This is a genomic window from Aquimarina amphilecti (assembly GCF_900109375.1).
GTDB lineage: Bacteria > Bacteroidota > Bacteroidia > Flavobacteriales > Flavobacteriaceae > Aquimarina > Aquimarina amphilecti.
In genome coordinates, this window is record NZ_FOAB01000005.1 from 138,984 (window position 1) to 165,297 (window position 26,314).

Here is a 26,314-nt window from a genome sequence, read left to right on the forward strand (position 1 = left end):
GTAAAAGTGTTATAAATTAAGAGTTATAGGTTTGTCCAGAGATGTAATTTCAAAGTAGTCTTCTGAAATAAAAGGGGGTATTCGTACGGTCATTCTATTAGATTGTAAAAAATCAAAATCTTCAAAGAAAAGTGTATTTTCTATACAAATTTGATCTCCTTCTTTTATAACCGGAATCCTATTGGAAAATTTAATTGATAAGACATTGTGTTTTTCAAAAACTTCTGATGACGCATATGTAAGAGTGTATATTTCGTCATTAATGAATATTTTATAATATCTTTCAAAATAATCTTCAATTCCTTCTATATCTTCTTTAGATAAGTTTGATGCATTAAAGTTTTTTGTGAATGTATCGTTCATACTAAAAGTGAAATCATCAATAAAAACTCTACACTCTACTCCTAAAATATTATCCTTTGGAAAGGTTTGAATTAATGATGATGTTAATTTAATAGGATGTGGAATACTAAATGATGTTGAAAAAAGTAATAGACATCCAAGAAGTAATATTTGGTAGAATTTCATAGTTAATGTGTTTTAATTATTTAAGATGCGTCATAACGGCAGTAGTTTCTAGTTAGGAGATAAATCACCATATAAAAGGACCTTGTTCTCAATTGTTTTTGGGGTGTAAAAAACTTCGTTGTTTGGATGATATACAAAACTCTGGGTAATAATTTTTTTCTGTTTTATAAGGTTGCCGAGTAAAGAAGTTTCAAGGATATGTTTTTGTTGGCTTTGCAAATGACGAGAGGCCAAAAGCATAACCCTTAAAATTGGATGACTTTGGTTCAGAAAATAATCAGGTAAAGTTTTATCTAGTTTCAATAATGTATCATAAACTGTTAAAAAAGGTTCGCTATTTGGTTCAAGAACTTCCTTGTAAAAAAGATTACTGTATTTAGTTACAAAAACAATCTGGGTGATTTTTTGTTCTTCGATTAACTGAATCAGATTTTTCTGTGTAGCAATATCCCAGCTAAAACTAGCCCCAAGGGACATATAGAAAAATGCTTTTGTACTACAAATTCGATTCAAAACATTTTCCATATAGTCCGTTGGGCATATTAGAAACAGACAGTTTCCAAATTCTAGTTTATTAAAACTCATACATTTTCTACTAGGTTGAATGGTAAGGACGAATGGTGTACATCTATTTTTAACTCTCCGTTAGAATGTTTAGAATATCCAAATGTGTATTCTACTTTAGTCTCTAATCCGTTGACATCGGTAAAAAAATAATTACCCATGGTTAATGCTCGGTTTTCTTCTAAAATGAGAGCTATATTTTCGAACCTGACTTTTGTCCAAGGTTGAAGAGCAAAACCTTTATCTTCATCGAACTTTGAATTACCACCTATAAAATAAGAGATAGCTCCATCTTTAGTAATTCTAAATTGTTGAGATGCAGCTTTAGTTGGTTTAAATAATACTTGTTTAGTGTCGAAATCATACAACTCATTAACAAAGTTATCTGTATATGTTTCGCATTCTTTTCTATTGGTTTGTAAAGCTCCTATTTTTACGACTCCTTGTCCCCAAGTATTCTGGACATTCTCTACTTCTTGTTTTGTAATCATAATGAATTTTAAGTATTTGTTATTTAGAAAAAATGAATTTTAATCATGTATGTCTAAACTTTTTATAGATAAAAAGTTTAGACAATGCTTCTTTGAAGGACTAAAGTTTGTAGAACTAGAAAAATCTGAAGAAGGTTCTCTAACTGACTAAAAAGAGCTATAAGGTTTTATTAATATTATACATTATATAAAACATACCAAAGATGGCTTAATTAGCATTCAACTAATTAAGTAAAAAAGGATTAAGTAAATAACTCTCTATATTAAAAACGTTGGAGGAGGTTTGTTGTGAACACTTTTAGGTAGTGTAATACTGTATTCTGATGTTTCATAACAAAAGATTATTTTTTGTTCTTTAAAAACAACTATAATTTTTTGTTCAGTATCAATAAATACATTTTCCGCACAAGGTGTAAGCTGATTAGTTACATTTATGATTTCGCATAACTCACAATCTGTTTGAGTTTGATCATCATCGGAAAAATGAGAAAAGGCATGCACATTAACAACTCTTAGAAAAAGAAAAGCTGTAATGAAAAACAGAGAAATTTTATGTTTATAATTGCTAAATCTCATTTGGTAAAGATAATAATTAATAAGTTTCTCTTAATCTACAAGATGTTTAAAAAGAAATTATTTTCTCCAAAGCTTAAAGAAACAAGTATTTGTTTAATTAAAAAAAGATTTAATTAAACAATATAGCATCTGTAAAACTCTATAATTCAAGAATAATAAGTTAAATTAAGTTAAAATTAAGTTAAATATTTTTGATAATTTAAATTCAGTTTTCACGTTTTGTGAAGGTAATTCGGAGTCGTTAATTACTCTTAAACTTACCATAATCACTAATGCAACAAGGTTGCATTGTGTTTTAGTTTTGAACGTTTTTTTTTCTTAAACATTAATTGTTAAGAACTTAGCTTGTGGTTTTACCACAGTAATTTTTTTCATTTGAATTAATACATTTGGGCCCTAACACAAATTTAACTCAATATGAAAAATTTAAGTAAACTCGCTTTGGGGACACTACTCTCAGCGTTAGTAATCACGTCTTGTCAAGATGAAAATTTCTCTGATGGAACTGTAGAAACAATTGTAGAACCTACTAGTACTGAAGGAAAAATAATTCCTGGTCAGTACATCGTAGTATTTAAAGATTCTAAAATTGAACCTGCATCAAAAGTTTTAGAAAAAACCCCTTTTACCAACAGGGAAGAAAAGGCAAAATCGGTCAGAGACATTTCTGAGGTATCTATTAAAAAAATGAATACTATTTTATCAGAAAATGATTTAGATCAGTCTAAAGTCTTAGGTTATTACACTACTAAGATTTCTGGAATGGCTATTAAATTGGGAGATAATGAATTTCAAAAGTTATCTAAAGATCCTAACATAGCTGCTATCGAATATGATAGAGTTGTAGAATTGCCAAAATTCGATATCGAAGAGGTAATTACAGGAAATGAGTCTCAAAGAATGGCTCAGCAAACTCCTTGTGGTATTACTAGAGCTGGAGGAGCCGCTGATGGTTCTGGTAGCGATTCTTGGATATGGGTAATTGATACTGGTATTGATTTAGATCATCCAGATCTTAATGTAGTTACAAATACCACATATGCTAAGTCATTTGTAGGAGGATCTGCTAATGACTGTAATGGTCACGGAACACACGTTGCAGGAACTGCTGGAGCGATAAACAATGGTATCGGTGTAGTAGGAGTTTCTGCAGGAGCGCCAGTTGTACCAGTAAGAGTTTTTGGATGTAGTGGTGGAACTAGTACTTCTACTATATTATCTGGAATAAATCACGTAGGTACGTATGACTTAGCCGGTGATGTAGCTAATCTAAGTTTAGGTGGTTTCTTTGGGTCAGGATGTGCAAATAACTCTTCTTACCGTAGCGCTTTATTAGCGTTAGGAAATGCAGGTACTAGAGTTGCAATTGCAGCTGGAAACAGTAGCGCTAACTCGGCTAATTATCAGCCAGCTTGTGTTAATGGGACTAACATATACACGGTAGCTTCTATGACTTGTAGCCAAGGGTTCTCATCTTTCTCAAATTATAATATGAATCCTGTTGATGTAATTGCTACAGGTAGTAGTGTAAGAAGTACATACCTTAATGGTGGTTATGCTACATTAAGCGGTACTTCAATGGCTTCACCTCACGTAGCAGGGATTATGCATGCAAGAGGAAATGGTCCAAGAACGTCGGGTACGGTAAGTAATCGAGGAGAAAACTATCCTATAGCTGTAAGATAAAGAATACCATCTTTATTTTAAGTTGGGATGTGTAGTTACGAAACCATTAGCTGGAGAGCTGATGGTTTCATTTTTTATTTACATTTATTGCAAATACCGATTACTAAGAATTGAGTTTCTTGAATGGTAAAGCCTTCTAAATTAGGGATGTGTAATGTATTAGGTTGACAGGTCACTTCTTTGCATGTTTGACACTCAAAATGGATGTGATTATGAATTTTATGAGATGTTCCACAAGTATCACAAAGTGCATAATACGCTTTTCCGTTTTTGCCAGTTATAAAATGGACTTCTCCTTTTTCTGCAAATCGATCTAAAATCCTATAAATTGTTGTCTTGTTTACCTTTATTGGCATTGCACCCATAATATCTTCAGCAGACATGGTATGTGTGGATTTAGACAGGATTTCTTTCACAAGATTTTGTTTTTCAGTATTCCTTGTTTTTTTTAGATCCATATTAGATTCAAATATTAATATTTGATTAACAAAATTCACTTTTAATTTATGTTAGTCAAATTTGTAAACAGTAATTTTACAACATTAGAAATTTAACTAAACTTAATAAATATTATGAAAACAATCAGCAAATTAGGACTTTTTATAGCGTTACTAGCTTTTGTTTCTTGCAAACAAAACCCTGCAGAAGCTCCTGAGCATAAAGTTATGGTAGAAAAGCATCAAGAAATGGAAGCTTCTCATGAAACTATGAGCAAAGAACATAATACCATGAAAGATGATCATCAACAGATGGTGGCCGCACATAAAACTATTGAAAATGATTCTATTCATTTGATAACTGAAAAGAGTCACATTGCTTTATTAACTAAACATGGTAAACTTATTGAGGATCATAAAGGATTAATAGAGAAACATGCCGAATTAGAAACAAAGCACGCTTCGGGTGAGATTACATTGGAGCAAATGAAATCAGAACATGAGTCTATGAAAGCTGAACATGAACATATGGAGAAAGAGCATAATGGTATAACAGCTGAACATGAGCGTATTACTGATGAAGATAAAAGAATGATGAAAGAAGATCAAGAAAAAGCTGCAGAAGAAGAGTCTGATAAAAATTAAATGACAGATTAAGTCTGTAAAAGCCAAATTGTATGACATATTTCAATTTGGCTTTTTTTATGTCTTTTAGTCTTTAGGAAAGGTATAAAAATATTTTTCGCAATGCTTAGTGTATTTCTTTCGATCTTTCAATTAGTTTATAATCAAAGTTTTGCGGGAAGGCGTTGGTGTTTTAATAAAACAAAAAACCCGAACATATGTTCGGGTTTTCAAGGTGGTGCCTCCAGGAATCGAACCAGGGACACAAGGATTTTCAGTCCTTTGCTCTACCAACTGAGCTAAGGCACCTTGCTGTAAGCGGATGCAAATATAGAACGCTTTTTTTAATACTCAAAAGAAAAAATTAAAAAAATCGTTTTGTATTTTTGCAAACTTATAGATAAGAGCTTGTAATATCCTGTAATCTAGAAGTTGTGATTAACTGAAACGAGATTATAATTTTTAAAAAAAGAGGATTGACTACCTGTAAAATAAAAATAAATAAATGAATCTTATTATTGATGTAGGTAATACTTCTATAAAAATAGGTGTTTTCGAAGAAGGTTTAATTGTTTATAAAGAAACATTAAAGTCGGATAGCTTTTTTATGGTAATTCAAAAAATCCATCAAGACTACCCTTTAATTAGTAACGCAATAATTTCTTCTGTTGCTACTATTAATAAAAAGGATATGCTGCTGATTAAAGATCTTTTTGATATAATGGTTTTGGATCATACTTTACAGATGCCTTTTAAAAATTTATATGCTACACCTACTACTCTTGGTGTTGATAGATTAGGTTTAGTTGCAGGTGCAGTTGGTCAATTTCCGAAAAAAAACGTTTTGATTATCGATGCAGGAACTTGTATAACCTATGATTTTAAAAATAAACATGAAGAATATCTAGGGGGAGCAATTGCACCTGGATTAAGTTTAAGATATGCGAGTTTACATAATTACACATCAAAATTACCGTTATTAGAGCTAGAATCACCAAAAAATTACATTGGGGATACAACAAATCAAGCGATACATTCCGGAATTGTGAATGGTGTTTCGTATGAAATTGAGGGTGCAATTGCAGAATATTGCAACACTTACCCCGATTTAACAGTTATTTTAACCGGAGGAGATGCACATTTTTTGTCTAAAAGATTAAAAAATAGCATATTTGCCACCTCTAATTTTTTATTGGAGGGACTAAATCACATTTTAGCTTTTAATAACAGTCAATGATAAAGAAGATTTTAGTAGTCATTCTGGTAATAGTTACCAGCGTATCTTATGCTCAGGAAGGAACTTCTTCTCCTTATTCTTTTTATGGAATAGGATTACAGAAGTTTAAGGGAACAGTAGAAAATAGATCGATGGGGGGATTGGGTATACTTACGGATAGTATTCACTTAAATCTTCAGAATCCAGCATCGTATGGAGAATTGAAATTAACAACATATACATTAGGAGCCAATTATAATGGATTGAATCTTGATAATGCTGCGGGGGATGATTCGTATAAAGATAATGCATCTTTAGATTATCTCGCTATAGGTATTCCTGCAGGTAAATTTGGTTTTGGTTTTGGAGTACTTCCAATAAGTTCTGTTGGATATCAAACGAATTCATTTAATGCTGATGGCTCTGAAAATCAGTTCCTTGGAACTGGAGGGCTTAATAAAGTGTTTGTTGCTGCCGGATTTAAAGTTAACGAGAATTTAAGCGTTGGTCTAGATATTAATTATAACTTTGGGAATATTGAGAATAAGGCAATTCTTAAACGTTCAGAGTTAGAATTTGATACAAGAGAAATAAATAATTCTGATTTGTCAGGAGTTAGTTTATCTTTTGGCGTTGCATATAAAAAAATGTTAACAGAAAAATTAGAGTTAACTACATCACTCGTGTCCACTCCTTCTTTTAAATTGAAATCTGAAAATAGTTTGGAATTAGCAACAGTTCAGGTTTTGACTAATGGAGCAGAATTAGTTGTGGAGCGACAAGATATTACGGTAGAGGATAGAGATTTAGACCTTCCTGCCGAAGTAAAAGTTGGTGCAGGAATTGGAGAGCCTAAGAAATGGTTTGTAGGAGCTGAGTATACATATCTTGATGCTAGTAAATTCGATAATAGATCATTTACATCTGATAATGTTGTATATGAGAATGCTTCAAAAATAAAATTAGGAGGATATTATATACCTAAGTATAATTCGCTAACAAGTTACTTGAATAGAATTGTTTATAGAACAGGATTGAGGTATGAGGAGACTGGTTTAAGTATCAATGGAGAGGCGATTAACGAGTTTGGCATATCTTTTGGAGTAGGGTTACCAGTTGGCAACCTATTCTCTAATGCTAATGTCGGTTTTGAGTTCGGAACAAGAGGAACTACCAACGCAGGATTAGTGAGAGAAGAATTTTTTAATTTATCATTGAGTTTATCCTTGAATGATAGATGGTTTAGAAAAGTGAAATTTAATTAACTACAATTATACAGCTATGAATACTAAAGTGTTATATACAATAGCAGCAGGATTAGTTTTAAGCGCTACAGGAGTTAGTGCCCAAGCTACTGACTGTGCGACTACGGCTTCTATTGCCTATGAGCACGCTAAAGTAAAAAATTATGAGGCCGCAGAAGCGCCTTTGTGGAAAGTAAGAAAAGAATGTCCTTCATATAGTGTTGCAACATATCAATTCGGTCAGAAATTATTAGAGTCTAAATTGAAAAAAGCAGGCACTGATGCAGAAAAGACCCAATTTGCAAACGAACTGATTACTTTGTTAAAAGAAAGATATCAGTATTTTCCTGCAAAAACACAATTAGGAGATATGCATTCTGATATAGGTCAGCTTATGTATGCTAACAAAATTGGTACTACAGATTCTCAGTTTGCAGAATTTCATAAGGCTTATACAGAGGATAAAACTAATTTTAAAGGAGCTAAAAAATTATATACATATTTTTATTTACTTGTAGAATTACAGGATGCAGGTAAAAAGGACCTTCAAGATGTTTTTGATTTATATGATGATATTACTGAGAAAATAGAAGAAGAAGAAAGTAAAAAAGCAAAGACTATTAGTTCGCTTACAGAAAAAGAAGAATCTGGAGCAACATTAAGTTCTAAAGAAAAAAGAAGTCTTAAAAATGCTGGAATTAATTTAAGAGCTTACAGTAAAGTAAAAGCAGGAATTAATCAAAAAATAGGTGAAAGAGCAGATTGTAAAAACTTAATACCTCTGTATACTGGTCAATTCGAAAGTAAGAAGACCGATGTTAATTGGTTAAAAGGAGCTGCAGGTAGAATGTCTGCGAAAGAATGTACTGATGATCCATTGTTTTTTAAATTAGTAGAAGCTCTTCATAAAGCTGATCCTTCAGCGAAGTCAGCGAAGTACTTAGGTATATTAGCACTTAAGGATAAGAAAACATCTAAGGCGTTAGAGTATTTTAATCAATCTGCGCAATTAGAAACGAAAGCAAGTGATAAGGCTAATGTATACTACAGAATTGCTGAGGTATATAGAAAAAGAGGAAGTTATGCTAAGGCAAGATCTAATTATAAGAAAGTATTAGCAAATAAGCCTTCATTTGGTCAGGCATATCTTAAGATTGCTGCAATGGTTGCTAAAAGTGCTAATAGCTGTGGTAATGATGTATTTAGTAAGAGAGCTGTATATTGGTTAGCTGAGAGATACGCTAGAAAAGCTGGTAAAGTAGATCCAAGTTTAAAGAAAACTGCGGCAGGAACAGCGGCAAACTATAAAGCCAAAGCTCCATCTAAGACGGATATCTTTAATAATCCTGAAATTAAATCAGTAAAAATAGGATGTTGGATTGGAGAAACGGTTAAAGTGCCGAAGCTATAATGCAAAAAAAGAATTTATATATGTTATTAAACTTTGTCACAGCATTTGCTGTGACATTGTTTTTTTCGTGTCAATCAAACACATCTAAAACTAATAACTACAATATTGGAGAAGATGCTCCTATTGCAGAAGCATTTGAGGTGAATTTAAAGTATACTGATTCTGGTAGGCTTACGGCGATTCTTAAAACTGCTAAGGTAAAAGACTATACAAATAGAAGTTTTGGGTTTCAAGAATTTCCAGAAGGTATTGTGTTGGATATTATTGACAAAGATGGTAAGGTAAGCGTAGTGAGATCAGATTATGCAATATTTTATAAAGAGACAGGGCTTATTGATATGAGAGGGAATGTTGATATAAAGACTGCAGATAGTACTCATCTTATGGCACGTCAGCTATATTGGGATCAAAGTATCAATTGGATATTCACTGATCAACCTTATAAAAGTATACTTCCTGATGGCACAGTTAACGAAGCCGATGGTTTTGATGCTAATCAAGATTTTACTATATTGAATTCTCGCATCAATGAAGGAATAATGTTCATCGAAGAATAAAATTATATGATGAAAATTTTTAGATTTTTTGAGTTTGCTTACCTAGCTATAATGTGTTTTTTCTTATATGAGGCATATGAGGAATGGGGAAAAGAAGATAGTCGAAGTATTTTGTATCTATGTTTTGCGGGGGTAGCAGTTTTTATGTTTTTCTTCAAAAGAAATTTTCGGAAAAGATTTGATGCTAATAACAAGGACAATAATTAATGGAGTTACAAATTATAGTAATTGTACTTTCTGTTATTCTATCCGCTTTTTTTTCTGGGATGGAGATTGCCTATATTTCTTCTAATAAAATCCATATTGAAATAGAGAAAAAGCAAGATGGTTTTCTTGCTAATATTTTATCTCGATTAACTAAAAGACCTTCTAAGTTTATTGCTACTATGTTGGTGGGTAATAATATTGCCTTAGTAGTGTACGGGTTTTATATGGGGGAATTACTCATGGGTTTTATTCAAGGGTATTATCCGGATATGGCTGCAAGTATTAACTTATTATTGCAAACTATAATTTCTACCTTAGTTATTTTACTTACCGCAGAGTTTTTACCTAAAGTTTTTTTTCAGATTTATGCAAATACACTGTTGAAAGTTTTTGCATTACCAGCTTATTTTTTTTACATATTATTTTGGTTTATATCTTCCTTTGTTATTTGGATATCAGATTTTGTGCTTAAGAAATTTCTTAAAACAGAAGGTGATGAGGTGCAACTGGCATTTACAAAAACTGAATTAGGTGACTATATAAATGAGCAGATGGAAACTGTCGAGGAGCATGATGAAATTGATAGTGAAATTCAGATTTTTCAGAATGCACTTGATTTTTCCGATGTAAAATCCAGAGAAGTTATGGTTCCGCGCACGGAGATCATTGCTATAGAAAAATCCCAATCTTTGGAAGAAATTAGTCAACTTTTTATTGATACGGGATTGTCTAAAGTGCTAATTTTTAATGGAACAATCGATGATATCATTGGGTATGTGCATTCTTTCGAATTGTTTAAGAAACCAAAATCGATAAGATCTATTCTGCTTCCAGTGGTTTTTGTTCCAGAAACAATGTATGTTAAAGATGTTCTTAATCTTTTGACCAAAAAGCATAAAAGTATTGCGGTAGTGATTGATGAGTATGGTGGAACAAGTGGTATTATTACAGTAGAAGATATTGTAGAAGAACTTTTTGGAGAGATAGAAGACGAACACGATTCGGTAGATCTTATCGAAGAGAAATTAGATGAAAATCATTATCGTTTCTCGGCTAGAATGGAAGTGGATTATATTAATGAAACTTATAAGTTAAACCTTCCCGAAAGCGAGTATTATGAAACACTTGGAGGGATGATTGTTAATCATACAGAAGAAATTCCTCAGCAAGGTGATATCGTAAATATTGATTCGGTTACCGTTAATATTATCGAAACTTCGAATACTAAAATTGAGATTGTCGAATTAAAAAAATTGTCTGAGGATTAGTGGATTGTTTACCTACTTGTTTTTTGTTATGCTGCTTTTGATTATTCTCGATTAATGGATTTTTTTGAAAAGCCCTTGCTGTTATCTTGATAGCTTTCATAATGTTTATTATCCTTTTAATCAGCAAGATAGGTTTTATTTTTTGTTGAAATTATCTGCTAAAAGTATCTTAAGAATCTCTTCGATAATAAAATCCAAAAAAAGTTGTAAAGACTTTCTGTCTTTAATTGGTAATATTCTAATAAAATGGTATTTTCGCCCACTATATTTCAATAAATTAAACTTAAAATGGCAGTTTTAAATAAAATCAGACAACGTTCCGTTTTCTTAATTGTGATTATCGCATTAGCGCTTTTCTCATTCGTATTAGCGGATTTGATTAGAAATGGTGGGGCAATTTCTCAAAAAGCGGCAAATATAATTGCTACAATAAATGGGAAAGAAATTGATAGAACTGATTTTGCAAGAAAAGTAGAAGCAGCATCTAGAAATTTTGGAGCTAATGGTTCAAATTTACAGACTGTAAATTATGTTTGGAATCAAGAAGTTAGACAGATCGTTTTTGATGGACAATTTGAAGAATTAGGAATTAGAGCAGGAGCAGATGAGGTTAATCAATTGTTAGAAGAAGGATTAGCAAATAACCCAACGTTTCAGAATGAAGCAGGTGTTTTTGATAAAGCAAAAATGCAAGAATATGTTGCTAGTATAAAAGGAAATCCTACAGCTTATCAACAATGGACAGATTATAAAATTTCTTTAGGTAAAGGAGCTTTGGAGCAAACATACCTTAATATGATTAAAGCTGGAGTAGGAGTAACTCTTAAAGAAGGAGAATTAGCTTACAAGATGGAGAATGATGTTGTAGATATTAAGTATGTTCAACTCCCATTTTCAGGAATACAAGATACAGAGGTAACTGTATCTGATGCTGAGATCAAAGCTTATGTAGATAAACATCCTGAGTTATACCAAGCTGATGCTTCTCGAAATATGAGATATGTGTTTTTTAAGGAAGAACCTAGTCAACAAGATGAAGATGAGTTAATAGCAGAAGTGACTAAAGATGTAGCAGGTCTTAAAACTACCGAAAATATCGAGGAGTTTATCAATCTAGATAAAGGTTCTGCATTGAAATATGATGACCGTTTTGTGTTTAAGAAAGATTTACCTGCTACTGTAAGTGATACATTATACAATGTTCCAGTAGGAGAAGTTTTTGGACCTTACAAGGATGGAAAGTATATTAAGATCTCTAAAATTATTGCACAAAAACAATTGCATGATTCATTAAAAGCGAGCCATATTTTAGTGTCTTGGAAAGGTTTAGGTACAGCTGGAGATACTGAAAGAACAAAAGAGGAAGCTAAGACCCTTGCGGATAGTTTGCTAAGTGAAGTGAAAACTGATAAGACTAAGTTTGTAGCGTTAGCCAAAGATTTTTCTGCAGATACCTCTAATAAAGATAAAGGTGGAGATTTAGGTTATTTCCCTCCAGGTAGAATGGTACCTGCTTTCAATAATTATATTGTTGATAATAATGTTGGAGATATGGGAGTTGTGGAAACTGCTTTTGGATATCATATCATTACTATTGAAGATAAGAAGAACGAACAAAAAGCTGTTAAAGTTGGAACTATAGCTAGAGAAATTGAAGCTAGTGAAAAAACTATTAACGATATTTTTACCGAAACTACTAAATTTCAGATCGCTACTAAAGAGGCTGATTTTGCAGAGAAAGCAAAAGAAAGTGAATATGCTGTTCGTCCAGTAAATAAGATAAGTGAATTAGCTGAAAATATTCCAGGAATTGGTACACAACGATCGATTGTTCAATGGGCATTTAAAGAAGAAACTAAGGTTGGAGATGTAAAGCGATTTGATGTTACTGATGGATATGCCGTTGTGCAGCTTACAGCAAAAGCTTCTAAAGGAATTCAAAAAGCTGAAGACGCAAGTGCTTCAGTAAAACCTATCCTTGTTAAAGAGAAGAAAGCAGAGCTGCTTAAAAAGAAGATTTCAGGGAGTACATTAGCTGATATTGCTAAAAATCAATCTCAAACGGTTAAAACTGCGTCTGCGTTAAATATGAAAACTCCTACGATAAGTGGGGCTGGAACAGAACCTAAAGTTGTAGGTGCTGCTTTTGCTTTAGAGAGTGGTCAAGTTTCTGAACCAATTATAGGAAATAATGGAGTTTATGTGGTAGAGGTTACAAAGAAAACTCCTGCTAGTGGATTAGATACGTATATGAGTTATTCTGCTCAGGAATCTAAGACGCAAGCTAATGCAGTTAATTCTAGAGTGTTCAATGCCTTAAAAGAGGCTGCTGAGATAGAAGATAAAAGAGCTAACTTCTACTAGTAAAACTAGTAAGATATTTATATTAAAAAAGTCCTGAAGATTATTTCTTCAGGACTTTTTTAGTATAGGATTATTTTTAATGTATTATCCTCTTACTTTCTGTTCCCATTTCCAAGCAGAAGATAATGCTTCGTCCAGACTGCTTTTAGCTTTCCAGCCTAATTCATTATTGGCTTTATCTGTATTTGCATATGCAGAAGTAATGTCCCCTTCTCTTCGATCAACAATTTTATAATTTAATTTTTGATCAGATACTTTTTCAAATGATTGGATGACCTCTAGTACAGAACTACCAGTCCCAGTGCCTACATTAAATACTTCGTAATTAGAAACATTATTGTTCTCCATTAAACGTTCTAAAGCCACTACATGAGCTTTTGCTAGGTCAACGACGTGTATATAGTCTCTTATACAAGTTCCATCTTCCGTTGGATAGTCATCACCGAAAACGGAAAGTTCTTTTCTAAGTCCAATTCCTGTTTGAGTAATAAATGGAATTAAATTCTGAGGAACTCCGATTGGTAATTCTCCAATCTCAGCAGAAGGATGTGCTCCGATTGGATTAAAATAACGCAGAGCAATAGCGTTTAGGTTTGGTTGTACCTTACAAGTATCTTTAATTATTTCTTCACCTATTTGTTTTGTGTTTCCATAGGGAGATTCTGCAATTTTTACAGGAGCATTTTCAGTAATAGGTAATTCATCCGCTTGCCCATATACAGTGCAAGAAGAACTGAATATAAAATTAGTTTTGTCTTTTTTCTGTAATTCTTTAAGAATATAGACTAGGACACTTATATTGTTTTCATAGTATAATAAGGGTTTCTCTACACTTTCGCCTACAGCTTTTGAAGCAGCGAAATGAATAACGCCTTCAATGTCAGTATGACGATTAAAAAAATCTTCTACTTTGTCTCTTTCTCTGAGATCGAAGTTTTCAAAAACAAGTTCTTTTCCTGTAATAGCTTTAATTCCTTTTAGAACTTCTGTAGACGAATTTGAGCAATTATCAATAATAACCACTTCATATCCTTCATTCTGTAATTCTACTACGGTATGCGATCCGATAAACCCCAATCCACCGGTAACTAGTATTTTCATTTTTTTGTTTTCAAGAGTTCTTACTAAAGTATATTGTAAAGTTAATACAATAAGGTATATAACTAAAAATAGATGAAGATTAAGTTTTAGTAATTATTAAAAAATTAAATATGTGCTTACTACTAAAGCTGTAATAATTCCGCCAGTGATTAAGGCATATTTCCAAGGTGTCGTATCTATAACCTCTGTTGTAACAGGTGTATAAATATCTTTTTTTGGTTTTAGTGCTCCGACCACCAGCATAATAGCTACATTAATTACAAATAGGATTCCCATAATATGTAAAAAATGTGGATATGCTTCAGCTTTTATAACAGCTAATTGACTCGTATCTGTAATACCATTAATAGAAGCCTCTGCCAATGCTTCGTTTGTAAAATAAGGCCCAAGAATAAGCAAACTTATTAAGTACATAAGTACCCCAGCAATTAGAACTATTTTAGCTCCAATAGCAGGAACAGTTTTCGTTAAAATACCAATAATGACCACAGCTAAAATAGGAACGCTTAAACTACCTAGAGCTTGTTGGATATAAGAAAATAATCCTTCTGGAGCATTTGCAATGAAAGGTGCAATAGACATAGAAATCAAAGCAACTATAAGCCCAAATAATTTCCCTGCTTTTACTGTTTGAAGTTCATTAGCATCAGGTTTAAAGAATTTTTTATATAAATCAAATCCAAAAAGTGTGGCACTACTATTTAATAGACTGTTAAATGAACTTAAAACCGCACCAAAAAGTACAGCAGCAAAAAATCCAAGTAAAGCGGGAGGAAGTACTTTACGAACCAGTTCCGGATACGCTTGATCCGCAGAGTCAAGTTCTCCATTAAATACATTCCAAGCTATGATTCCAGGTAGTACTACAATTATAGGAATAAGAAATTTTACAAAAGCGGCAAGCATCATTCCCTTTTGCCCTTCTTTTAGGCTTTTAGCACCAAAAACGCGTTGCAATATGGATTGATTAGTTCCCCAATAATACATTTGAGCTATCATCATTCCTGTAAAAATAGTTCCCACAGGTATTGATGAAGTAACTCCTCCGGTGACATTAAATTTATCTTGATTTTCCGTCCATAAAGTATTTATACCATTCATCATATTACCATCACCAATCAACTTTAACCCGAAATATGGAATTAACAGTCCACCTATTAATAAACCTATGGCATTTATAAGATCTGATACGGCAACAGCTTTTAATCCTCCAAAAATTGCATAAACAACACCAATAAGTCCGATGCTCCATACACAAAGTGAAATAGACGCAGATTTAGATAAACCTAGTAGAGATGGTAAATCAAACATAGTGCTAAACGCCAAAGATCCCGAATAAAGAATAGTGGGTAATAACACAATACTAAATGCAATTAAGAATAAAACAGACAGGATAGCTTTTGTATTTTCATCAAAACGTTTTTCTATAAATTCTGGAATGGTAGTAATCCCTACTTTCATATATTTAGGAAGTAGCCATACTGCTGTGATTATCATAGCAATAGCTGCTAATGTTTCCCAGGCCATTACCAGAATACCTTCTGTGAATGCTTGACCATTTAAACCAACAATCTGTTCTGCCGATAAATTTGTAAGTAATAGCGAACCTGCAATTGTAATGGCACCCAAGCTTCTGCCTCCTAGGTAGTATCCATCAGCAGATTTTTCGTCAGTACTTCGAGTTTTCCACCAAGCATATATTGCTACAAGTAATGTGAATCCGATAAATGATAATATGCCCATGTATGTTGTGTGTTAAATTTATAAAATCAAATAATTAAGTGTTTTTAAGTTTTTAAACGATTTCGTGTTTATAATATGTAGACGCATCTTGTAGTAACAGATCCAGATATTCATTTTCTTTTACCAAACGTTGTTCATCCCAACTTAGATATTTTACAAGATCCTCTTGTACTATTGATCGATATTGACGAACACTATTGATATCAAAATACAATCTTCCAGTTCTTCTTACAAAAAAATCAGCCAAACCATTAATCATTTCGTGGTGTACACCGTACCAAACCTCGGATCTGATTAATTTTTCTTCAATAGAATCATTTAGAAAGTAATTAACTTTATTAATAATAGTATCTGCTTGTTTGCCATATGTAGTGGCAAGATACCACCCATAATGTTCATCTTGCAAATGCAAATCTTTAAGCCGTTGGTTAATTTCAAGAAGATATTTTTCTACTTCTTCAGTATTTTTTAATGGATCACTAGTAAGTGGGATATTTTGTGTAAATGATTTTGAAAATTGTTCTCTCTTTTTTGAACTCATTGTTTTCAGAACTGCATCAATAACACGTTGTGCCATTTTACGATATCCGGTTAGTTTTCCTCCGGCGATTGAAATTAATCCTGTTTTGGAAATAAATATTTCATCTTTTCTAGATAACTCTGATGGATCTTTACCATCTTCATGTATAAGTGGTCTTAGCCCTGCCCAGTTAGATTCTATGTCTTCTACCTTAAGGTGTAAAGAGGGAAACATGTTATTAACCGCGTCTAATAAATACTGCGCATCTTCTTTAGTAGCTACCACACGGTTTAAATTAGCTTTGTAGTTAGTATCCGTTGTTCCGACATATGTTGCTCGACCTCTAGGAATAGCAAAAATCATTCTTCCATCTGGTACATCAAAATAGATAGATTGTGTTAAAGGGAACTGATCTCGTGAAAAAACAATATGCACTCCTTTGGTAAGATGCAAGTGTTTGTTGTTCATGGAATGATCTTTTTCCCTTAATAAATCTACCCAAGGACCTGCCGCGGAAACATAATTTCGCGATTTGATAATAATTTTCTTATTTGAATTATGATCTAAACATTCTAAACTTTTTATTTTTCCTTCTTCATCATAATTAAAGGTTGTCATTTCACAATAATTGATGATGTTTGCCCCATAAGAGGCGGCCTTTTTTAGAAGTTCTACTGTTAGTCTCGCGTCATCTGTGCGATACTCTGCATAATAACCTCCTCCGGTTAGACCATTTTTATTTAATAAAGGTTCTTTGGTAATTGTTTCTTCAATGCTTAGCATTTTTCGTTTGTCATCTCCTTCTACATTTGCTAAAAAATCATATACTTTTAGTCCTATTGCGGTCATCATCTTGCCATAGGTTCCTCCCTCGATCAATGGTAATAACATTTTTTCTGGTACTACTAAATGAGGGGCAAGTTTGTGTACCATTGCACGTTCACTTCCAGATTCTTTTACAAGACCTATCTCCATTTGTTTTAGGTATCGCAATCCACCATGAATTAGTTTTGTGGATTTGTTACTAGTTCCAGATGCAAAATCATTCTTTTCTACTAGACATACTTTTAATCCTCTAGAAGCTGCGTCTAAAGCAATTCCTGCTCCGGTTACACCACCGCCAATAATGAATAGATCATATTTAGTTGTACGAGCTTTTTGTAATTGTATATATCGGTCTAGAATAGAAAAACGGATTGGCCCTTCTTCCTTTACGGAAAGCATTTTTGCATTGGTGGATTTTGTTCGTTCTACTGCGTCTTTCCATCCACTATATTTTCTGTTTCGATCATGTTCGGTAATCTGGGGTTTGAACTTGGTATCGACAATCCTAATTTTTGAAATATCTTTTTTTGTCCAGACCCCAGCTTTTATCCCTGCCAGGAATGCAGCACCAAGTGCTGTAACTTCTAACATTGCCGGACGGTCAACCTCCACATTGAGAATGTCCGCCTGAAATTGCATTAAATAGTTGTTCGCGGATGCTCCCCCATCTACTTTAAGTTCCCTCATAAGTTTACCACTATCTTCTACCATAGCGTCTAATACATCACGAGTTTGATAAGCTAAAGCATCTACAGTAGCTTTTATAATTTCATTTTTTCCTGAGTCTAGTGTTAGCCCATATATAGCACCTTTAGCATTCATATCCCAATAAGGAGCACCAAGACCAGCAAAGGCGGGAACAACATATAAACCTTTTGAAGCTGGCGTAGATATACAAATTTCTTCAGTTTCTGAAGCTTTAGAAATCACTTTTAATTTGTCACGTAACCATTGCACAGAGGCACCTCCTACGAAAACACTGCCTTCTAATGCATATTTTATATTATCGTCAGGTAAGCTACAACATAAAGTAGTTAGTAAACCATTTTTAGAATGATAGGCTTTTTTTCCTGTATTTAATAATAAAAAGCAACCAGTCCCATATGTGTTTTTAGCAATTCCTGATTTGTAGCCTCCTTGACCAAATAATGATGCTTGTTGATCTCCCGCAACGCCATATATTGGAATCTCTTTTTCTTGATAGGATATGCTTCCGAAATCTGATGACGAATGCTGAACTTCGGGTAGCATATTTTTGGGAATATCTAAAGCCTTTAACATGGTTTCATCCCATTCTAAGCGCATGATATTATATAACATCGTTCTGGATGCATTAGAATGATCTGTAACGTGTCTTGATCCATTTGTGAATTTCCAAATAAGCCAAGTATCAATGGTACCAAACAGCAGATCTCCTTTTTGAGCTATTTCTCTAGCGCCTTCTACATTATCCAATATCCATTTTAATTTTGTTCCTGAAAAATAGGAGTCAATTACCAAACCAGTATTTTTAGCAACATAATCTTCGAGTCCAATAGATTTAAGGTTTTTGCAAATATTTGAAGTCCTTTTATCGAGCCATACGATAGCATTGTGAATGGGTTCTCCTGTAGTTTTATCCCAAACTACAGTAGTTTCTCTTTGGTTAGTGATACCTACACCAGCAATCTGATCGATACTTATTTTAGATGTGGATAATACCTCTTCAAAAACTTCTTTCTGATGTTTAAAAATTTCTTGTGGATCATGTTCTACCCATCCAGATTGGGGATAATATTGTGTTAATTCTTTTTGAGAGATACCGCAAATAGTTCCATTATTGTCAAAAATTATAGCTCTGGTACTAGTTGTTCCTTGATCAAATGCAATTATATATTTTTTATCCATCAGCGAGTAGTTAACTTTATTTTTCGTGTGTATTTCGTTTTGTTGATTTTCTTGTGATATTCTAAAAAACCATTGTTTTTTATATAAAACTGATCAATTGATTATAAATATCTGAATTATTGAAGCAATTGAAAAGATAATTGTGAATTAAAAAAAATGTAATCGTTTGTATTATTTTTTATAAGGCATATTGATAATTTTGTTGATTTTCTTTATGCCATAATTTAAGATCCAGTATTTTTTTCTAATCTAATTAATCCGCAAATAGGGACTTTTATTTGAACAACTCCTATTAAAATCATTAAGTTACACTCATTTATCTTTTTTCCAGTACAATCATAAGTTTCGCAATGATAGGCTCCATAATTTTTATCACTACTTAATATGATTTTGGTATTTAGTTGACCATTGATAATGTCAATTTTATTTGTGTTCTCATCAAAATCAACTGTATGGCTGTCGAACAGTCCAATAATTGTATGATTACCTAAAGAAGATTTAAGTATAGGATAATTTGCTAAAGGTTTTTGCGGAGTAAATTTTCCTTTTAAGAAAATGTTAGAATGATTTTTCCAGTAATGTGTATAAAATTGTATCATGGATAACTCATCTAATGTTGCTTGTTGGAGTAAAATAGAAAGTTGAGGAACTCCGAATAAAGTATTTACCAGTTGTAACGCTTTTATCTCTAGAGGTTCTTCCCTGTGGTATGTAAACATGTCGCTGTGTACAGCGGTATCACCACAAATCATTTTTATATCAGTAATACGTACTCTATTCATTACAGAATCGCCGGGACAATCAAATGCTCTAAACATATTTCCATACTTTCGCATAGCTGGACCAGTATATTTTTGACGAAATTCGATAACAACTTTTGGATTTATTGAATGCAAGGAACTTATAATGTCTGTCATTAATCGATCTACAGCTAGATTTACAGAGGAGTAATCCCTACCATTTTCTTTGGTTAATTTGGTACTTGGATATACTTTAAACTCATCAATAAAATCTAGTTTAAAACCGTCGATTTCCCATGTTTTTAAGGCGTTTACGTATAAATTTATAAGATACTCTCTTACTTCTGGATATCTTGGATCGAATACAGGAGCCCAACGATGTTCTTCTGTAAGGAATTTACCTTTGAATTTTTTATACGCTTTTGATTTTTTACCACAGAAAGGAACAGAATACCATAAAGCTAACTTCATTCCTGTCGAATGAATTTTGCTTACGAAGTTTTTCATTTCTGGAATTCTTTCTGGATACCAATCACCAGTGTAATCATATCCTCTGTTTTCATCCTTAGTTTGCCATCCGTCATCGATTATTATTAATTCATAGCCTAACCTTGATGCAATTTTACATTCTTCAAAAAGATTTTCTACATCTAGTTTTTGATGAAACTGATACCATGTAGAATAAACAGGGACTTTAGCTAAATCGGGCACCATAACAGGGGAAAGGTTTTCGAAACTTTCCCACCAAATCCCCACATTTTTTAAAGATTCTGAAAAAGAGAGATTACTTTGATCAATCCTTAATTGTGCATCGTAATTAGTAATAGCGTGATGTCTTTCTGTGAAAAAAGAAATATGACAATATACACAGTTGTCTTCTTCCCGGTATAGTGCATTAAGTTTTTTAGTATTTATTGCATCAGAACAAGCAAAAGTGATGATGTTACTATCATCATGGCCAAATAATGAAATTACAGGAGAGTCAACAGAGATTCTTGATTCCATATGATCTAACTCCCAGTCATCCATGATTCTTTTTGCAAAATCAGTGGTAGGTTTCCAAACACCTTTGATATTAATAGCAGGAATTTTCCATTTAAAAGTTACCTTTTGTGGTTGGAATTTAGTTTCAGATGAAAAATTGATATTATATATAGTAACTCCATTTTGTTCTTCAAGTAATGTGATATTAACTTGAAAATCTTTGGATTCTCGTATTACCTCTATATTATGAGTAATTACTTCTTTCATTCGTTTTTATTCTTTAATGTGGAGCAAAATCAATTTTTTGCCAAAGCATTTCTTTTTTTGTTACGTATCCGATATACCATTGCGCTATCATTATTTTGTGTGGCAATAATCAATTTTTCGTCGTTCATATTTTGTATCGAAATAATATGATTAGATTGTTTTGGAACTATAAAACCTGTCTTGTTATTTTTAAGGGTAACAAACCCCTTTTCTGATCCTTTTAAGTAGACCCCTATCATCGCATCGTGTCTTCCATAACTTGCTTCTGCAGAATAATTATTTCCAACAATCAATACATCTTTAAAACCATCATGATCAATATCTTCTATAAGAAAATCATTGATAGGAGATTGTTGACAAGGTTCTGGTAAATAGGAAACTTTAAAAGTATTGTTTCCTATGTTTTCTGCATAAATTGATTGAAATAGGTGAGCGCTAAAGGTCTCTTTCTCTAAATTATTGATGTTTAATAATTCTTGAAAACTAGCTTTGGCAAATTCGTTATATGTTGGATATTGTTTTTTTAAGCTTACCAATTGCTTCATAATATCATCTCTAGTGTGTATGGGGCGTAGTGATAATCCATTAGGGGTCTCGAAGTACTGCGCTAATATGGGGTCAATACTACCGTTATTGTCAAAATCTTTTTTATATACATATACAGCTTGATTATACATTGGCTGTATATATCCATTGATTCCTTGATTGCCAGCAATTATATCTTGATCACCATCGTTATCAAAATCTGCAAGTTTAATACTGTTCCACCAACCTGACATGTTCAGTGTTTTTCCTTGTTTATCTATCCATTTTATAGGAACTTCTTCTACTTTTTCTTTATTAATTTCATAAATAGAAATAGGCATCCATTGCCCAACTACAATTAACTCTTTAGTTTTATTATTGTTAATGTCTGCCCAAGTTGCATCCGTAACTATTCCTGACCCAGAAAATGAAATTTTATTGTTTATTGAAAGATGGCCTTCTTGATTAGTAATTAAATAACTGGGGGAAGAAATAGGGTACTTTCCCGACAATACACCACCTCCTATAAAAATCTTTTGTGAACTTTTATTGTTTGTGTTATTAGCTGTTACACAAGTTGTGTTCGTTATGATTTTAGAAAGCAACTGATTTTCCTTAGCAGAAAAAGATCCAGTACCATCATTAATATAAATTCGATCTTTTAGTAGTTCTTTGTTATTTCCAGCATCAGTTCCTCCACTTCCGATATATAAGTCTTTATCTCCGTCATAGTCTATATCAATGAATATAGCAGCAGTATCTTCATATTTAGTATCAAATTTTTGTTTAGGTTTATAAATACCATTTTGATTCTCGATAAAAAGGGTTCCAGAATATCCTTTACTGCCGCCAATAAAGATTTCTTCGCCTTGTTCCTTGTTTATGTTTTCATTTATAATACATGGACCCAAAGAATTAAATTGATGGCTTAGTAATGATTGTTGTATGTAATCATTTAAATGATTCTCAGTATGTAGAAACGAAAGTGTGGCGTTGTTTTTTTGAAAAAACAGATCGGTTTCTTTTTTAGGTTTAGACTGAGAAGAATTTTGATAGTGAACAGTTAAAATTTGATTTGATGGAATAGCTTTTTTGTTGCTAATATTACCATCAGGCCATATGATCTGCAACGAGTCAATTTTTTCTGAAAGCACACCAAAATGAATAATGGGCTCTACCGAAGATAAATACCCTTTAATTGTGGATTGATATTGTGTTTGTTTAATACCATTTTCCCACAAAGTAATTTTTGCTCCAATTCCATTCTTATTTTTAAGAGTTCCTTTTAATTTCACTCTTAAAAATTTCTTCCCTTTTTCTGATGTATGATTTTCTAATATAAATGCTGGACTATTAATATTGTTTACTATTAAGTCTAAATCTCCATCTCGATCTAGATCCGCATAAGCAGAACCATTAGAATAGGAGTTTTGGTTGTTTATCCATTGAGAAGAAATATCGGTAAATTGAGCTTCTCCATTATTTTGATACATTACATTTGGAAGATGAATTCCTGGAAGTTGCTCAACTAGATTTTTAAATTTTTCTTTTCGTGCACTTGGAGTTCCAAAGATGTTGTTATGCTCTGAATAATTAATAAAATCAAGATCTGTGATATCTTTGACATAACCGTTAGTAATGTAAATATCTTTTTTTCCGTCATTATCATAGTCAGCAATTAGTGGTGCCCAACTCCAATCTGTACTAGCTACACCAGAGGCATATCCAATTTCTGATGCAGGTAATATTTTATCTTTGATAAGACCATTATGAATTTGAAGAGTATTATGCACATATTGCGGAGTATATCCATTTCTTTGTGATAACAAATATTTATCGTAATTATTAGAAGCTAACATTTTTTTTTGCCTCTGATAATCATTAGGTAGCATGTCTACAACCATGATATCGGGTAATAAATCATTATTAATATCAGCTACATCTACCCCCATTGCATTATAGGTTTGTTTTGATAGAACTTGCTGGTTTATTTCGTCAAATCCTAGATGTAACCCTTTATTATTTTTGCCTTTGTTTATGTATAATAGATCGTTTGTAATAAAATCATTACTAATATAGATGTCAGGTAAGTTGTCATTATTGAAATCACTTATAGCTACTCCTAATCCAAAACCTTTATGAGTAATTCCTAAGCTATCTGAAACGTTAGTAAAAAATGTTTGATTTGTATCTTCTAAAGTTTTGTTTTCTAATAGGTAATCTGATAAATGTTTAGGCTGATATTTTTTTGGTATTGGAGTGTTTCGATCTCTTTTAGTATTACCATTATGAACAATGTATGCATCTAAATCACCGTCTAGATCATAATCAAAGAAAACAGTTTGTTGGCTATAATTTCCATCATCCAATCCATACAGTGAAGCTTGCTCTTCAAAATAAGGAATCCCTTTTTCGTTTATCCCTTTGTTTATAAATAATTGATTCTCACAATCATTATTACAATCAACACCTCCAACATTAAGATAAATATCATCTAAACCATCTGTATTGATATCTAGAACACTAACTCCCGTAATCCAAGAAGTTGTTTCGAAATGAGATTCGATAGAAATATCTCTAAACTTCATTTCTCCCAGATTTAAATATAGTTTACTAGATACTTGATTACCGGTAAAAATAATATCCGATAGTCCATCATCATTAAAATCACCAATACCAACACCTCCACCATTATAACAATATTGAAAATCGATAACATTAATCGTGTCATTTTCTATAATTGTGTTTTGAAAAGTAATAGCACTGTGAGACGGACGTACAAGTGTAAATAGAAAATCTTCTGATTGTTGTTTTTTACAACCAAAAAACAATAAAATAAGTACGATATGTATTATATTTTTTTTCAAAAAGATGTTATTTAAATTTTCAAAACCAAGCAAACCCAAGGGAAGGTTTGCTTGGCTGACTAAAACAATAAAAACATTATTACAATCAAACAATTACTTTTTTCAGTTTAATACCCTGGATTTTGATTTAAATTAGGATTTGTTGATCGCTCTCCAAGGGGGATCCAGATTAATTCATCTCTACCAGTTTGAAAAGTTCCTCCAACTAATGATTTTGGATGTGGTGTTCCGTGAATGGAACTAGATCCTAAGTAGTCATCAGCGAGTTCCCATCTAACTAGATCAAAAAAACGATGACCTTCTCCAGCGAGCTCCATAGCTCTTTCATTTATAATGGCGGTTCTCATTTCTTCTTGATTCAATCCAGTAAGCGTGGATAATTGTGCACGTTCTCTGACCATATTAATATAACCTTCTGCTTCTCCAATATTAGAGTTTTCATTTAATGCTTCTGCCAACATTAATAATACATCCGAGTATCTTATTACTCTCCAATTGTTATCCATTGTATGTCCTAATTGAACCGCAATTACTTCTTCTCGTGTTCCTAAGTCTAATCCTGCATATTTTTTAGTAAAAATAGCTTCCACACCTGCATCAGTTGCTGTAGTTATATCTTCACTAAAATCAGTAAGGTAATCGACGCCACCATAACCAATGGCTCCAGGATAATCGTAGAGTAATGTTTCATTTCTGCGTACAATATCTCCATTTGCTTCAAAAAGATCTCTAAGCCAAGGGTTTATTACATGTCCTCTATCAGGTGAAACTCCGGGTGATGCGTAATCAATGAGGTAATTGGCTTGTGTACCAGTTCCTGGGATATCCTGACCCCATAAAAATGCTGCTACTGGTCTAAATTGCATCTCGAATATGGATTCGATATTGTTTTCATTTGTAGCTCCAAAATTCTCTCCATATTGTGCAGAAGGTAGTAAGTTATAGATACCAGAATCCACAACTTTTTTTAGTTCTGTTTCTGCAAGCGCCCATTCTTTTCGGTATAAATGGCTTTTTCCTTTTAACGCACTTGCTGATCCTGATGTTGGCCTTCCTAAATTTTCACCGGTCCAAGTCTCTGGTAGCATTTGTTGCGCCATTTCTAAGTCTGAAATAATTTGTTGCCATACATCTTCTGGTGGAGTTTGGTTAACTTGTAAGTTGTTTAAGTCAGGCTCTTCCACAATTAAAGGAATATTACCATATAGATTTAAAAGGTACCAATAATCGAATGCTCTAAGAAAATAAGCTTGCCCTACCAGACTATTTCTTATGTCATCATCAGGAATACCTTCTTCATTAACATTGATTATAATAGTGTTACAACGCCCAATAGATTTATAAAGTTGTTGCCACGGCTCTAAAGCCCATCGATCACCAGGGTTAGCTTTTAATCCGGCCATTGCTGTGTTAGAACCGAATTCGAATACGTTGTATTCATCGGATCTTAAAAAAGCTCCTGTATGTAATACTCTCCCCCAGAAAAAAGGTGTAGTTAAAGGGTGAAAAGCTGAATTTACTGCGGTTTCAACCTGTTCCGCTGAAGTACCAAAATTACTGCTGGAGGTGCCATTGTTATTTTGTTGATCAAGTAGGTCATCAGAACAAGCGATCACCGTACTAATCAATATAAATACTAAAGTACCTATCAATAGATGATTATTAAATAACTTTTTCATAAT

19 protein-coding genes and 1 tRNA gene are annotated in these 26,314 nt (G+C 32.7%); 8 read left to right on the top strand and 12 right to left on the bottom strand.

Going from position 1 to position 26,314, the window contains the following annotated elements; genetic code table 11:
- Positions 1 to 9: 9 nt before the first annotated feature.
- The 4 genes from BMY33_RS14165 to BMY33_RS14180 form a co-directional block, all read right to left on the bottom strand.
- A complete protein-coding gene (locus BMY33_RS14165; RefSeq protein WP_091409737.1) occupies positions 10 to 528 on the bottom strand; it encodes a DUF6702 family protein in 519 nt (172 codons plus the stop codon).
- Between the two features lie 48 nt (positions 529 to 576).
- On the bottom strand, positions 577 to 1,113 hold the full coding sequence (locus tag BMY33_RS14170) for a hypothetical protein (protein WP_091409740.1): 537 nt from the start codon (positions 1,111 to 1,113) through the stop codon (positions 577 to 579).
- A complete protein-coding gene (locus tag BMY33_RS14175) occupies positions 1,110 to 1,583 on the bottom strand; it encodes a hypothetical protein (RefSeq protein ID WP_091409743.1) in 474 nt (157 codons plus the stop codon). Before BMY33_RS14175 ends, BMY33_RS14170 begins: the two co-directional genes overlap by 4 nt.
- A 258-nt stretch (positions 1,584 to 1,841) precedes the next feature.
- On the bottom strand, positions 1,842 to 2,159 hold the full coding sequence (locus BMY33_RS14180) for a hypothetical protein (RefSeq protein ID WP_091409746.1): 318 nt from the start codon (positions 2,157 to 2,159) through the stop codon (positions 1,842 to 1,844).
- A gap of 417 nt (positions 2,160 to 2,576) precedes the next feature.
- Between BMY33_RS14180 and BMY33_RS14185 the strand changes: the two genes are divergently transcribed.
- On the top strand, positions 2,577 to 3,845 hold the full coding sequence (locus BMY33_RS14185) for a S8 family serine peptidase (protein ID WP_091409747.1): 1,269 nt from the start codon (positions 2,577 to 2,579) through the stop codon (positions 3,843 to 3,845).
- Positions 3,846 to 3,919: 74 nt separating this feature from the next.
- Here the strand turns inward: BMY33_RS14185 and BMY33_RS14190 are convergent, their stop codons facing one another.
- On the bottom strand, positions 3,920 to 4,303 hold the full coding sequence (locus BMY33_RS14190) for a Fur family transcriptional regulator (protein WP_139195663.1): 384 nt from the start codon (positions 4,301 to 4,303) through the stop codon (positions 3,920 to 3,922).
- 114 nt (positions 4,304 to 4,417) lie between these two features.
- On the opposite strand from BMY33_RS14190, the gene BMY33_RS14195 reads away from it, so the two are divergent.
- Positions 4,418 to 4,927, top strand: a complete 510-nt coding sequence (locus tag BMY33_RS14195; protein ID WP_091409752.1) for a hypothetical protein — start codon at positions 4,418 to 4,420, stop codon at positions 4,925 to 4,927.
- 215 nt (positions 4,928 to 5,142) lie between these two features.
- On the opposite strand, the gene BMY33_RS14200 is transcribed toward BMY33_RS14195, so the two are convergent.
- Positions 5,143 to 5,215: transfer RNA gene (locus BMY33_RS14200), tRNA-Phe, on the bottom strand.
- A 196-nt stretch (positions 5,216 to 5,411) separates the two neighbouring features.
- Between BMY33_RS14200 and BMY33_RS14205 the strand changes: the two genes are divergently transcribed.
- The 6 genes from BMY33_RS14205 (at position 5,412) to BMY33_RS14235 (ending at position 13,173) form a co-directional block, all read left to right on the top strand.
- On the top strand, positions 5,412 to 6,143 hold the full coding sequence (locus tag BMY33_RS14205) for a type III pantothenate kinase (RefSeq protein WP_027394972.1): 732 nt from the start codon (positions 5,412 to 5,414) through the stop codon (positions 6,141 to 6,143).
- On the top strand, positions 6,140 to 7,387 hold the full coding sequence (gene bamG / locus BMY33_RS14210) for a BamG family beta-barrel-assembly machinery protein (protein WP_091409754.1): 1,248 nt from the start codon (positions 6,140 to 6,142) through the stop codon (positions 7,385 to 7,387). The genes BMY33_RS14205 and bamG overlap by 4 nt, the downstream gene beginning before the upstream one ends.
- 16 nt (positions 7,388 to 7,403) lie before the next feature.
- Positions 7,404 to 8,777, top strand: a complete 1,374-nt coding sequence (locus tag BMY33_RS14215; protein WP_091409756.1) for a tetratricopeptide repeat protein — start codon at positions 7,404 to 7,406, stop codon at positions 8,775 to 8,777.
- A 20-nt stretch (positions 8,778 to 8,797) separates the two neighbouring features.
- A complete protein-coding gene (gene lptC / locus BMY33_RS14220) occupies positions 8,798 to 9,334 on the top strand; it encodes an LPS export ABC transporter periplasmic protein LptC (protein ID WP_244543027.1) in 537 nt (178 codons plus the stop codon).
- A 206-nt stretch (positions 9,335 to 9,540) separates the two neighbouring features.
- Positions 9,541 to 10,809: a hemolysin family protein gene (locus BMY33_RS14230; RefSeq protein WP_091409760.1), complete on the top strand. Its 1,269-nt coding sequence runs from the start codon at positions 9,541 to 9,543 to the stop codon at positions 10,807 to 10,809.
- Positions 10,810 to 11,097: 288 nt separating this feature from the next.
- The gene (locus tag BMY33_RS14235) at positions 11,098 to 13,173 is read left to right on the top strand and encodes a peptidylprolyl isomerase (protein ID WP_091409762.1); all 2,076 of its coding nucleotides are present in this window, start codon (positions 11,098 to 11,100) and stop codon (positions 13,171 to 13,173) included.
- Positions 13,174 to 13,257: 84 nt separating this feature from the next.
- Here the strand turns inward: BMY33_RS14235 and galE are convergent, their stop codons facing one another.
- The 6 genes from galE to BMY33_RS14265 all read right to left on the bottom strand — a co-directional run bounded on the left by galE (position 13,258) and on the right by BMY33_RS14265 (position 26,311).
- Complete coding sequence (gene galE, locus BMY33_RS14240; RefSeq protein WP_091409764.1) at positions 13,258 to 14,274, bottom strand: UDP-glucose 4-epimerase GalE; 1,017 nt, start codon at positions 14,272 to 14,274, stop codon at positions 13,258 to 13,260.
- Between the two features lie 96 nt (positions 14,275 to 14,370).
- Positions 14,371 to 16,017 (bottom strand): solute:sodium symporter family transporter, encoded by a 1,647-nt coding sequence (locus tag BMY33_RS14245; RefSeq protein WP_091409766.1) that lies wholly within the window; start codon positions 16,015 to 16,017, stop codon positions 14,371 to 14,373.
- Between the two features lie 52 nt (positions 16,018 to 16,069).
- Positions 16,070 to 19,249 (bottom strand): glycerol kinase GlpK, encoded by a 3,180-nt coding sequence (gene glpK / locus BMY33_RS14250; RefSeq protein WP_091409769.1) that lies wholly within the window; start codon positions 19,247 to 19,249, stop codon positions 16,070 to 16,072.
- A gap of 224 nt (positions 19,250 to 19,473) precedes the next feature.
- Positions 19,474 to 21,240 (bottom strand): glycoside hydrolase family 36 protein, encoded by a 1,767-nt coding sequence (locus BMY33_RS14255; protein ID WP_091409771.1) that lies wholly within the window; start codon positions 21,238 to 21,240, stop codon positions 19,474 to 19,476.
- Positions 21,241 to 21,269: 29 nt separating this feature from the next.
- Positions 21,270 to 24,632: a VCBS repeat-containing protein gene (locus BMY33_RS14260; protein WP_091410312.1), complete on the bottom strand. Its 3,363-nt coding sequence runs from the start codon at positions 24,630 to 24,632 to the stop codon at positions 21,270 to 21,272.
- A 107-nt stretch (positions 24,633 to 24,739) separates the two neighbouring features.
- Positions 24,740 to 26,311: a RagB/SusD family nutrient uptake outer membrane protein gene (locus BMY33_RS14265; protein ID WP_091409773.1), complete on the bottom strand. Its 1,572-nt coding sequence runs from the start codon at positions 26,309 to 26,311 to the stop codon at positions 24,740 to 24,742.
- Between the last annotated feature and the right edge of the window lie 3 nt (positions 26,312 to 26,314).

Bases quoted from the DNA above. Each gene is read 5' to 3' on its own strand.
- BMY33_RS14255 (WP_091409771.1), bottom strand. From the start codon at position 21,240: ATGAAAGAAGTAATTACTCATAATATAGAGGTAATACGAGAATCCAAA.
- BMY33_RS14265 (WP_091409773.1), bottom strand. From the start codon at position 26,311: ATGAAAAAGTTATTTAATAATCATCTATTGATAGGTACTTTAGTATTT.
- BMY33_RS14170 (WP_091409740.1), bottom strand. From the start codon at position 1,113: ATGAGTTTTAATAAACTAGAATTTGGAAACTGTCTGTTTCTAATATGC.
- BMY33_RS14185 (WP_091409747.1), top strand. From the start codon at position 2,577: ATGAAAAATTTAAGTAAACTCGCTTTGGGGACACTACTCTCAGCGTTA.
- glpK (WP_091409769.1), bottom strand. From the start codon at position 19,249: ATGGATAAAAAATATATAATTGCATTTGATCAAGGAACAACTAGTACC.
- BMY33_RS14205 (WP_027394972.1), top strand. From the start codon at position 5,412: ATGAATCTTATTATTGATGTAGGTAATACTTCTATAAAAATAGGTGTT.
- BMY33_RS14195 (WP_091409752.1), top strand. From the start codon at position 4,418: ATGAAAACAATCAGCAAATTAGGACTTTTTATAGCGTTACTAGCTTTT.
- BMY33_RS14175 (WP_091409743.1), bottom strand. From the start codon at position 1,583: ATGATTACAAAACAAGAAGTAGAGAATGTCCAGAATACTTGGGGACAA.
- BMY33_RS14180 (WP_091409746.1), bottom strand. From the start codon at position 2,159: ATGAGATTTAGCAATTATAAACATAAAATTTCTCTGTTTTTCATTACA.
- BMY33_RS14165 (WP_091409737.1), bottom strand. From the start codon at position 528: ATGAAATTCTACCAAATATTACTTCTTGGATGTCTATTACTTTTTTCA.
- BMY33_RS14215 (WP_091409756.1), top strand. From the start codon at position 7,404: ATGAATACTAAAGTGTTATATACAATAGCAGCAGGATTAGTTTTAAGC.
- BMY33_RS14245 (WP_091409766.1), bottom strand. From the start codon at position 16,017: ATGGGCATATTATCATTTATCGGATTCACATTACTTGTAGCAATATAT.
- bamG (WP_091409754.1), top strand. From the start codon at position 6,140: ATGATAAAGAAGATTTTAGTAGTCATTCTGGTAATAGTTACCAGCGTA.
- lptC (WP_244543027.1), top strand. From the start codon at position 8,798: ATGTTATTAAACTTTGTCACAGCATTTGCTGTGACATTGTTTTTTTCG.
- BMY33_RS14235 (WP_091409762.1), top strand. From the start codon at position 11,098: ATGGCAGTTTTAAATAAAATCAGACAACGTTCCGTTTTCTTAATTGTG.
- BMY33_RS14230 (WP_091409760.1), top strand. From the start codon at position 9,541: ATGGAGTTACAAATTATAGTAATTGTACTTTCTGTTATTCTATCCGCT.
- galE (WP_091409764.1), bottom strand. From the start codon at position 14,274: ATGAAAATACTAGTTACCGGTGGATTGGGGTTTATCGGATCGCATACC.
- BMY33_RS14190 (WP_139195663.1), bottom strand. From the start codon at position 4,303: ATGGATCTAAAAAAAACAAGGAATACTGAAAAACAAAATCTTGTGAAA.